The sequence below is a fragment of the Heyndrickxia acidiproducens DSM 23148 genome (assembly GCF_000374345.1).
GTDB lineage: Bacteria > Bacillota > Bacilli > Bacillales > Bacillaceae_C > Weizmannia > Weizmannia acidiproducens.
Window position 1 is genome coordinate 25,654 of record NZ_KB894012.1, and the last position, 11,633, is coordinate 37,286.

At 43.2% G+C, this 11,633-nt stretch carries 8 protein-coding genes; 2 read left to right on the top strand and 6 right to left on the bottom strand.

Annotation, left to right across the window (positions count from 1 at the left end; genetic code table 11):
- Nucleotides 1-26 precede the first annotated feature (26 nt).
- Together uca and C232_RS0113275 are read left to right on the top strand one after the other, a co-directional pair.
- Complete coding sequence (gene uca / locus C232_RS0113270) at nt 27-3,629, top strand: urea carboxylase (RefSeq protein ID WP_018664654.1); 3,603 nt, start codon at nt 27-29, stop codon at nt 3,627-3,629.
- On the top strand, nt 3,626-5,350 hold the full coding sequence (locus C232_RS0113275; RefSeq protein WP_018664655.1) for an allophanate hydrolase: 1,725 nt from the start codon (nt 3,626-3,628) through the stop codon (nt 5,348-5,350). Before uca ends, C232_RS0113275 begins: the two co-directional genes overlap by 4 nt.
- Before the next feature lie 452 nt (nt 5,351-5,802).
- On the opposite strand, the gene C232_RS0113280 is transcribed toward C232_RS0113275, so the two are convergent.
- The 6 genes from C232_RS0113280 to C232_RS0113305 all read right to left on the bottom strand — a co-directional run bounded on the left by C232_RS0113280 (nt 5,803) and on the right by C232_RS0113305 (nt 11,008).
- Entirely contained in the window at nt 5,803-6,423 is a 621-nt protein-coding gene (locus C232_RS0113280) for an FMN-dependent NADH-azoreductase (RefSeq protein ID WP_018664656.1), read from the bottom strand.
- Between the two features lie 302 nt (nt 6,424-6,725).
- Complete coding sequence (locus C232_RS0113285; RefSeq protein WP_026314606.1) at nt 6,726-7,292, bottom strand: transposase; 567 nt, start codon at nt 7,290-7,292, stop codon at nt 6,726-6,728.
- Between the two features lie 3 nt (nt 7,293-7,295).
- Nucleotides 7,296-8,831 carry a YifB family Mg chelatase-like AAA ATPase gene (locus tag C232_RS0113290; RefSeq protein WP_018664658.1) on the bottom strand — a complete coding sequence of 512 codons (1,536 nt, stop codon included), beginning with the start codon at nt 8,829-8,831 and terminating at the stop codon, nt 7,296-7,298.
- Between the two features lie 425 nt (nt 8,832-9,256).
- Entirely contained in the window at nt 9,257-9,457 is a 201-nt protein-coding gene (locus C232_RS0113295) for a hypothetical protein (protein WP_153016238.1), read from the bottom strand.
- Between the two features lie 613 nt (nt 9,458-10,070).
- Nucleotides 10,071-10,292, bottom strand: a complete 222-nt coding sequence (locus C232_RS0113300) for a hypothetical protein (protein WP_018664660.1) — start codon at nt 10,290-10,292, stop codon at nt 10,071-10,073.
- A 224-nt stretch (nt 10,293-10,516) separates the two neighbouring features.
- A complete protein-coding gene (locus C232_RS0113305; protein ID WP_018664661.1) occupies nt 10,517-11,008 on the bottom strand; it encodes a Panacea domain-containing protein in 492 nt (163 codons plus the stop codon).
- Nucleotides 11,009-11,633 lie beyond the last annotated feature (625 nt).

An 11,633-nucleotide genomic window follows, 5' to 3' on the forward strand; every position in this document is an offset into this window, starting at 1 on the left:
ATCAAAACACAAACGGAGGGTTCTGCATGTTTAAAAAAGTACTAATTGCAAACCGCGGTGCGATTGCCACCCGTATTGAACGCACGTTAAGCAAAATGGGAATCCAATCTGTTGCCGTTTATACAAAAGCCGACCAGGACAGCCTGCATGTCGACCAGGCAGATGAAGCGGTCCTCATTGGAGAGGGCCCGGCTGCAGAAAGCTATTTGAATGCGGACTTGATCATCAAAACCGCTATCGAAACAGGAGCGGAAGCCATCCACCCAGGCTATGGTTTCTTAAGCGAAAATTCGGATTTTGCCCGTGCCTGCCGTAAAAATGGCATTACCTTTATCGGTCCGGAACCGGAACAAATGGAAGTATTCGCTTTAAAACATACGGCAAGAAACATGGCCCGGAAGGCGGGTGTACCGCTTTTGCCAGGCACGGATTTGATTACAACGCTGGAGGATGCAGTGGAACAGGCTGCACAAATCGGCTATCCGGTCATTTTGAAAAGTACAGCCGGAGGAGGCGGTATTGGCATGCGAATCTGTGATGATGAGACAGCACTACGGAAAAGTTTTAAAGCCGTCCGTCATCTTGCATCTTCCAACTTTAAAAATGACGGCGTGTATTTGGAAAAATATATTGCTAAAGCACGGCATGTCGAGGTACAAATTTTTGGTAACCGTTTCGGTGAAGTTACAGCGCTTGGCGAACGCGACTGTTCCCTGCAGCGTCGCAACCAAAAAGTGATTGAAGAAAGTCCAGCGCCGAATCTCCCGCAACATGTGAGGGCAGCGATGCTGGTGTCAGCTAAAAAACTTGCTGCAACCGTCAACTACCGCAGTGCTGGAACCGTTGAATTTTTGTATGATCCGGATACACTATCTTTCTTTTTCCTTGAAGTCAATACACGGCTGCAGGTAGAACATGGTGTAACAGAAGAAGTGCTCGGAATCGACCTCGTCGAGTGGATGGTCAAAGAAGCGGCAGATGAACTGAAGTATTTGGATACATTATTCGGTAAACCTAAAGGTCACAGTATCCAGGCAAGGATTTACGCTGAGGATTGCTACCATGATTTCCGTCCGGGCGCCGGCCGGATTGACAAAGCTGTTTTTTCCGAAAAAGCCCGCGTGGAAACATGGTTACGGGACGGTCTAACAGTGACGACATTATATGACCCGATGCTAGCCAAAATCATTGTCCACGGAAAAGACCGGCAAGAAGCGATCAAAAAATTAAAAACAGCATTAAAAGCATCCAAATGTTACGGCATTACCACCAACCTTTCGTATTTACATGCTTTAATGAATAAATCGGAATGGCAAAGGGGCGAAGTGTACACAAGACTGTTAAATACCTTTCATCCTGCAGAGCATGCCATTGAAGTCCTGGATGGCGGAGTGCAAACAACTGTACAGGATTACCCGGGACGGAAGGGATATTGGGATGTCGGTGTGCCGCCGTGCGGGCCGATGGATCCCCTCTCTTTCCGGATCGGAAACCACCTGCTTGGCAATGAAGAAAATGCGGCAGGATTTGAAATGACACTGCGCGGCGGTTCATATGTTTTCCGCCATGATACTTGGTTTTGTTTAACCGGAGCCGATATGCAGGCAACTTTGGATGGCGTTCCTGTTCCAATGTATGAACCGGTGCTTGCAGAAAAAGGCCGGGTCCTCAAGTTTGGCGAAGCACAAAAAGGCATGCGGACGTATTTGCTCATTGCCGGCGGGCTGGAGATGCCGGAAGTTCTTGGGAGCTCTTCCACCTTTACATTAGGCGGATTTGGCGGGCACGGCGGTAGAGCGCTCCGGCCTGGAGATGTGTTGGGTATCCGGGAAACCGATAATCGTCTTAAAGAACATTGGATCAGCGCCCGCCTGCCGGAAATGACGAATGAATGGATAATCGGCGTGATTCCGGGTCCGCATTGTACGGAAGAATTTTTAGCACAGGAATACTTGGAACAACTTGTGGAAACCCCGTGGGAAGTCCACTTCAACAGCTCCCGTACAGGCGTCCGCCTGATCGGTCCAGCTCCAAAGTGGTCCCGGGAAGACGGTGGTGAAGCAGGGCTGCATCCTTCCAATATTCACGATACACCATATGCTGTCGGAGCACTGGATTTAACCGGGGATATGCCGATTCTCCTTGGGCCTGACGGGCCGAGTCTTGGTGGATTTGTCTGCCCGGTGACAACCGCAACTGCCGAACTCTGGAAAATTGGCCAGCTCCACCCTGGTGACATTGTTCATTTTCAATTACTAACACTGGAAGAAGCAGAAGCACTGTGGAAAAAGCAGGATCAAACATTGCAGGCTGTTCCATTGCCGGAAAAAACATCGAACCTTTCCGCTGATTATCCGGTACTCGTCCGGGAAACCGAAAACCGTGATTTTTCCTTCATCATCCGCTGCTGCGGAGACAGCAACTTACTTGTTGAATACGGGGAAATGGAACTGGATCTCTCCCTGCGTTTTCAAATTCATGTGCTGATGCAGGCGATTAAAGAGTCAGGTGATATTCCGGTACTGGATCTGACGCCGGGTATTCGGTCGCTTCAGGTACATATAAATCCGGACAAAATGAACGTAAAAACTGCAGCCCAAAGAATAGTGGAAATCGATAAGAATCTCCCGGATATTGCCTCGATTGAGGTGCCGTCAAGAATCGTGAATCTGCCGCTTTCCTGGAATGATCCCGCCACGCAGCTGGCAACAGAACGCTACCAGAAAAATGTTCGTCCCGATGCGCCGTGGTGCCCGTCCAATTTAGAATTTATCCGCCGTATCAATGGTTTGCAACGCATCGAAGAAGTAAAAGAGATTGTTTTCGGGGCAAATTACCTCGTCCTAGGCCTAGGCGATGTTTATTTAGGGGCACCGGTTGCCACACCGACAGATCCGCGCCACCGCCTGGTCACTACAAAATATAACCCGGCACGGACATGGACACCGGAAAATGCAGTCGGGATCGGCGGTGCCTATATGTGTGTCTACGGCATGGAAGGCCCCGGCGGATACCAATTTGTCGGGCGAACTGTGCAGATGTGGAACAAATTGCGTACAACGGACAGTTTTAAACCGGGCAAACCATGGCTACTTGATTTTTTTGACCAAATCCGGTTTTACCCTGTTGAAGCAGACGAACTACTTCAATTAAGGGAGGACTTTCTCAGGGGCCGGTTCCATCCGAAGATCGAGGAAACAACTTTCCATCTTGGGAAGTATATGGCGTTTTTATCAAAGCATCAGGATAGTATCCAACATTTCCAGCAAAAACAGCAAGCTGCCTTTAAAAAAGAAATGGAAATGTGGAAAGAACGTGGATTAGATGCGTTTATCTCAGAACATCATGACACAGGACAGCTGGCGGAAGAAGTTTTTCCTGAAGGGGTGATCCCGGTCCGTTGCACTATGCCGGGCAGCATTTGGCAGGTGCTTGTAAAATCCGGTCAAAAGATCGTTAAGGGAGAAACTTTATTAATAGAAGAAAGTATGAAAATGGAGTTCCCACAGGTCGCCCCATGTGCAGGAACAATTGTTTCCATTAAAGTAGAACCTGGCGATGAAGTATATGCAGGACAGGTAATTGTCAGCATTTTGGAAAAAAAAGAAGCGGAGGTGCCTGTTCAATGATTCCTTTAACCGTTGAAAAGTTAAGATTACAATACCGTGAAGAAAAAACTACCCCCGAGGCAGTCATAAAAGAAATTTTGAACTGTGTAGAAGCAGATCGCGGCATGAATATTTGGATTACCCCGCCAACCATGGAACACATCCGACCGTATCTAGACCGGCTCGCGTCTTTAGATCCGGAGGACGCTCCCTTGTGGGGCATTCCCTTCGCCATTAAAGATAATATAGATGTGGCCGGAATGCCAACAACTGCTGGATGTCCGGATTATACGTATGTCCCGGAAGAACATGCCACAGTCGTAAAACGGTTAATCGAAGCCGGTGCTATCCCACTGGGCAAAACCAATTTGGATCAATTTGCGACAGGACTTGTCGGTACAAGAAGTCCATATGGCGAAACGAAAAATGCGTTACGGGAGGAACTGATTTCCGGCGGTTCCAGCTCCGGGTCGGCTGTTGCCGTTGCCCGCGGCCATGCTGCTTTTTCACTTGGTACTGACACTGCCGGCTCCGGCCGCGTTCCGGCTGCGTTGAACGGGTTAGTGGGATTCAAATCTAGCCTTGGCGCTTGGCCGAAAAAAGGCGTTGTGCCAGCATGTGCAAGCCTCGACTGTGTGACGCTTTTCACCCATACCGTGGAAGATGCTTTGCATGTAGATCATATTATTCGTGGAGAAGACCCGCTTGATCCATGGTCTGAAGACATACCTCTCCGTACTCCGGCCAAGCCGCTTAAAATCTTGATCCCGGATTCTCTGGAGTTTTTCGGACCGTTCGCGATGCAATATGAAGCGGAATGGAAAAAAACCGCTGAACGACTTAAAGATTTGCAAATCCCGGTAGAATCTATCGATATCCGACAGTTCTCCGAGGCTTCCGCCATTTTATATGACGGACCTTTCGTAGCGGAACGCTGGAGCGATCTTGGTGGATTCATAGAAAGTCATCCCGGTGCGGCTTTTTCAGTAACAGAAAAAATATTAAAATCCGGGGCTGACCCCAAATATACGGCAGCCTCTGTTTTCCGAGCTATTCACAAGCTCCAGACGATTAAAAAGTCAGTGCAGCAGCTATTGGGAGATGCCGTGCTTGTGATGCCGACAACCGGTGGCACATGGACAAGGGAAGAGGTCAGAACCAATCCGGTCCAAACCAACAGCAAAATGGGCCTTTACACGAACCACTGCAATTTGCTCGATATGTGCGCAATTGCAGTACCGGCCGGTAAGGCGGACACACACCTGCCTTTTGGGATTACGATTTTTGCAAAATCCGAAAATGATCATCTCCTTTTTGGAGCAGCCAGTACATTTGTTGCGGCCACAAATCAAACGCCTATTGCGGTTTGTGGTTTACACATGCGGGGATTCCCGTTGGAAAAAGAACTGGTTTCAATGGGGGGCCGGTTTGTGAAGAAGGCTTTTACGGCGCCCGTCTACCAGTTGTTTAAACTCCCTTTCGAAACCCCAAAACCCGGTCTCGTTAAAAATCCGGATGAAGGCGCCGCAATTGAAGTAGAACTGTGGGAAATGCCTGCTGATGCTTTTGGTACGTTTACGGGATCGATTCCCGCCCCGCTCGGCATCGGTAAAGTGGAATTGGCGGACGGCAGTGAGGTACCTGGCTTTCTCTGCGAAGCCTACGCAGCGAAAAGCGCAGAAGACATTACTTCATTCAGGGGCTGGCGGAATTATCAGCACCAGATAAAAACATTGATTTAACTGCTTTACTTTTTAAAACTCGTAATATACAAAGTAAAAAGGATGTGGGGCAAACAACTGCCTGACAGCCTTTTTATTTTGTATATTTCTTTATTTCATCAAACCGGCTCTAACCTAAAACCTAAAATTGAATATGTCCAATATATTATAACCTGATGCAATTAATTGAATTTTTTGGTTGGGTCACTAGTTGTACGGTTTACATCGTGGGTCTTCCAGGATATATAAGGAATTCCACTCGTCAAATTTTCGGACAGACTGTTCTTTGAGGGGCAGAAACTAAACAAACAGCCATGATGGTTTCAGACAAGAAACCACCACGGCCTGATTTCCCATTCATAGTATTTCATTTTCTTCCTCAACGCCTCTATTTCAGCTGTAATAGGAATTTGTTTACCCGAAGCTTTTCTCTTAAACTTTTTCGATTACTGTATAGTCCCCATTTTTACTTGTCAAAATGTTTTCCCCATTTCAACTGCCTTTTTGATAGCTTCCTCCATAATTTCTGTAGCTCTTTCAGGATAGTGGTCCATTCCTTCAACAAATAATTGATGGTAATCCTTAAACCCTAAGAAAGTGAATAACATTTTAACATATTGACTAGCAGGATCACTTCCATTGTAAACGCTTCCGCTTGATTGAATGTGTAGTGCCTTTTTTCCTTCCAACAAACCTACAGATCCCTGGTCTGTGTATTTAAAAGTTTTCCCTGCCACTGTAATGGTATCAATCCAGGCTTTTAAGCGGGTGGGTACGCTTAAATTCCACAACGGATTTGCAATGACCACTTTATCCTTTTCCATAAAACTTGCAGTAAAGGAATCAAACAGAGTCACTTTGTGTTGTTGTTCATTTGATAATGAGTAAAAGGGAATCTTTTGTTTTAATTTATTCCACGCTTCCAATAGGTCTCGGTCAATTTCAGGTATGGTCATATCATACAAATTCATTTCCTCTATTTCATCATCTGGATGATTTTCCCGGTAAGACTTCAAGAAAACATTCGTTACTTTCATTGTACGTGAGTATTCTTCTGAAAACGGATGTGCTTTTACTACCAATACTTTCGGCATATTTTATGACTCCTTTACTATTTTTTAATATCTTTATTTTATCGGTAACCTCTTCCAATTTGCAATGTAAAAATGATTGCCGTTTAGGATTAAAATGGGAACTTTTGAATTTATCTGGCGTGGGGCAATCCTTAATCTATTGATGCAAATTTGAAGAAATTCCCTCATCTTTATAATTATCCCGACCGATTGAATGAAACAAATGCACCGATGTCAGACCTCTTTGGCTTTATCCGAGTTTATAGTGCCTACTTTCGGGATTGCAGTGGACAGCCACCCTAAATCTAGTGACACACCCCTAACTAATTTTGTATCAAACTTTCTTCCATCTTACGAATCACTATCTCATTGTACTGCGCTCTTTTTTTATCAAAATTACCAGGTAACAGATCTAAAATATGATCGGGTTTAAGATTATAGGGCCTGGTATTGTTCATATAGTCAGCATAGCTGCTCCAGGGATAATCTTCCGGTGTTATGGTCATATTTGCTTTTACCGGGTTTAAATGAATATAGCAGCTTACTTCAATCATACCTTCAGGAGAATGGATTTTGTGATCGTAATACCGTCTCTCAAAGACATGGCCGGTCAAATGGTATTTATTATTATAGTAATCAGCATATCGTTTATTGATGAGGGACATGATTTTCGAAATGGGCTGTTCTGTGGAGCGGAGTTGCAAGTGATAGTGATTGGTCATGAGGCAGTATGAGGCTAATTCATAAGGGGCTTTATCAAATACCTGCTTTAAAATATATAGAAATGTCAAGTAATCACCACGGTCGCAAAACAATGAGTCTCTTCTGTTTCCCCGGCAAACAATATGATAAAAGCTGTTTGGATCCCAATATCGTTTCTTTCTCCCCATCTATTACTTCACACCTTCTTTTTGAGACTTGAGTTGGTTTTTTCTTCTCATGGTGACAGCTTTCCATAACGATTCGTTTGTTAGTTCTTTTTCGCCTTGCAGATCTGAAATTGTACGCGCTAAACGCATGAGTTTGATCTGCACACGATTACTATAATTTTCCTTACTCGACCATTGCTGCACCATCACCCGCTGATTTTGGCTTAGCTTATTTTTTTCTAAAAATAATTCCGTTGATACGGTGCCATTCACGCTTTTCTCCCCATATCTGTCATATTGCCTTTCGCGTGCTTCCATCACCCGTTTTCTTATTTCCTCCGAGCTTTCATTTGTTCGTTGCGGTTCTGTCGTCAGTGAGATGGATTGCAAATGCAACATTAAATCAAACCGGTCGAGTATCGGCCCGGATACGCGATTCTGGTAAGTGGTAATTTGCTTCGACGTACAGGTGCAATAAGCATGTTTTGATCCTAAATGCCCACAAGGACACGGATTCATAGCGGCAATAAGAATAAATTGGGCAGGATAGGTTACAGTTGACGCCGCTCTGCTGATGGTTACTTTCCCTGTTTCAAGCGGCTGTCTGAGCATATCCAGCGTTCGTTTTGGGAACTCCGCAAATTCATCTAAGAAAAGAACCCCATGATTTGCAAGTGAAATTTCACCCGGTATCGGATTTGTCCCTCCACCAATGAGGGAAACAGCGGATGATGAATGATGCGGAGATCTAAAAGGTGGTTTGATATACGAGGCATTTTTCACCTTTGCAAGCTGATAGAGGCTCATGACTTCATAACGTGCTTTTTCTGTTAGCGGGGGTAAAATAGACGGAAACGTTTCGGCTAAAAAGCTCTTCCCGCAACCAGGCGGTCCATACATCAATACATTATGCCCTCCGGGAGCGGCAATTTCGAGCATACCCTTTGCATATTGGTGTCCAATAATATGTTTGAAATCTTTATCAAACAAATAAGGCTGTTCACTAGAAACAATCGGAGGCAATATACGTTCAGAGGAAAAAAGTTCTGCTTGTCCTGAAAAAGATTGGATGACTTCTTCTACATTTTTGACAAACCGCAGTTCTATCCCTTCCAATTGACGAAAAGGAAGATCAGTATCAATAGGCAAATATAATACCTTTATCCCTTCATTCCTTGCCGCTAGGATCGCGGGAAGCATGCCATCAACAGGCTTAACAGAACCATTTAATGAAAGCACCCCCAGAAATGCAGCCGTCTCCGGAATATCATGAGAGAAATAATCCATTTCCTTCATCATCCCGATGGCCATCGCCAGATCAAAAATCGGACTGTTTTTTCTCTGCTCTGCCGGTGAAAGATTTACGATAACCCTCTTCTCTGGCAAAACACATTGATAGGTTCCCAAAGTTCCCAGCACCCGATCTTTAGACTCTTTCACGGATGCATCAGGTAGCCCGATAATGGATATTGCCTGAATCCCATCCACCATCTGAATCTCAACCTGAACCAAATAGCCTTCTATCCCTTTCAAACCAATACTATTCACAATCGTTGCCAAATCTCCCAACCTCCTCATTAGAACATTTGTTCCGTTTCTATCTATAAAGATAATAGATAGCGCTCAATTTGTCAATGGAATTTTGCGAGATTTTTGAATATTAAATGAAGGTTGTTTTAGCGATAAGGTAACGGCGGACAAAGTAAACGTGAAAAAACCTTATGAGACAGATTCTTCTTGAAAGAAATTTAATAAAAAATCTAAACCAAAAAATGCCCAAAGAGCCAATCTATCCTCTACTGGTTTAAAAGTGATTCAATAATGTGCAACAGATAAATCTTTACTTTGCTTCTTCTGCGAGGTGGCCAGTATAGATTTGAAAGAGCAAAGCAATAAAAATAAGAGAATCAATCGTTCTCTTCAAAGTGATGACTCTCTTATTCTACAAAATTCGACAAATTTCGGGTAGTGACAGGCACCCGGAATTATTTGTCATCAGAGTATCGTTGGAGTACGTCAATGACAACACGGTGGTCTCTAATTGTATCTTCTAAGTGACGCATTCCGCTTCTCACTTCAGAAGTAAGATTGTCAAACTTCAATTCTATCCGATCCAAGCGGTTTAAAACAGGCTCAATTTCTTCTTTTACAACTGTCCGCAACGCCTTAATCAAATCTTGCTCCATATGCATTATCCCTCCCTCCAATAAGTTATAGTACTTGATTGATCTTATTGTACCACGATTTAAAGGCATAAGAAAAAGATTCGGATAGTGGCAGAACCCAACTATCATACAAGTTCAAATTCAATATTTTGCATCAACCGTGCACAAACCACAGCTCGATCCCATCCAAGTGGTAAAAAGGATGATTAGCAGCAAACGGCAAATACAGCACCATTTAAAGACACCACGCCAAGAAAATCCGCCGTTCCGGGAATCTCGTGTGGGAAGAAATCCAACTCTTTCATGATGCTATGCGCCATTGTCAAATCATAAAATAGACTGTTTTTTTCTCTGCTCCGCCGGCGAAAGGTTTACAATGATTCGCTTTTCCGGCAAGTCATATCCAATAAAAACCCAACGCACTCAAAACTCTGTCCTTCAATTCCTTAACTGAAGTATCCGGCATCCTCACAATGCCATTACCCAATCCTCCTTATAGGAACGTTTATTCCCTTTTTAAAAAAAGGGAACGCTCACCTTGTCAACATCTTTTCGTTCGACAAATTTCGGGCGGTGACAGACATCCCAACTAAAACTCCTAAAAAAGGCCTCACAAAATTGAAATTGTGAAAGCCTACTTTTTCTTATTATATAGTTTATGTTCAGGATCAAACCAAACAATATAGAAAACATTACCGATAAAAAAGCCATGTACTCTGCCGTACTCATTTGCAGATATCGCAAATTGCCAAGGCTTATCAACTAATTCTTCTTCGTTCGGTATTCCAAAACAATCTTCACAAGTATCATTCCAATCGATATCATGAAACCTTAGTCCTTTTCTTTGTCTGCTCATTTTTCGAAGATCTGACGCGCTTTTATACGATAAATCTTTTAATCTATCAATTAAATGAAGAAAATAACCACGCTCTTTCTCATGAAAAAAATACCTCTCATGGTTTGTATCGAAGTACTTAAAGAGAATTTAATCAGTGCGCCATTTGTATCAACCTGTTCCTTATTTTTACCGATGCCAGAAGAACTTTGTCTTTGGGGCGTAGTATTCCTCGTTATCCCTTTTTAGCCATTACTCTTCTCCGTGAATTGTGAATAAAACTCTTGCATCCATTCATTTAAAATGTAATTTTGGGATGGTTCATCTTCAGGTATACCGCGCCTGGCCAATTGCCAAGGTGACTCGGAATGTGTTAATCTTTCCAGTTCATAAGCTTCCATACCAAAATACTCATCGCATATTTCCTTTAAAAATTCAGTCTTGTCTTCACCAATTTTCGCTTCAAAATTTTTGATATAATTAAAATCCAGATCATCGCGCACGATTGGATGCCATTTAAAGTCTCTGTACTCTTTATATAACTCAGGCAGAACAGGCCCATGGACCCAAGCTTGGAATTGCCCGTCAAACCAAGGCTCTTTATAAATTGCCAAGTGCCATGATTGGACGTAATACATAAGCTTCTGTAATTTTAGGTTTGTAATAAGGTTTCCCGTTTCATTTGAAAGAGCAATGAAATAATTTGCAATTTCTTCGTATGTTATTTCATTAGCCATTTTTAGATCCCCTTTTTGTTTCTAATTCCTTGCCTAAATCGTATCACTTAAGGTAATTAAATCAAGCGAAATAATATCGATTGTATTTTTGACAAAGATAAAATCCTTTATACCTAAACCAATCGCCCTTTTTAAAAAGGATAATTATACCAAAAACTTCAATTAATAGTTTTTCAAAAATTATATTATCTTATGTGGCTTATGCATGCGGCCAATTTTGATGCAATGCAATCCAGTGCTACAAGATCAACTGATTAACCGAAGTATCAGGCCAAACCCACAACCGAAAATACTAAGTCTCCTCAATTTGAGTTTTAACCATAACCAAATTACACTTCGTTCATCTCAAACCAATCCTGTTGACAACTATCAACGCTTCCACGCATCCGCAAAGAACGCTAGTTCCCTTTAAAAATAATATATGGCGTTTACTTTGTCAATCACCATTCATTCTACAAAATTCGGGTGGTGCCAGGCACCCAAACGATCTTGTTTGGTCTGATGTTTAATGGAAACAAGGCAATGGATCCAGTATTCTACATAAAAATAAAACCAGTCTATCCAACGATAAAGTGTTGATTCATCTGCCGGAATATCATGATTGGAACGATTAGTCAAAACCGTT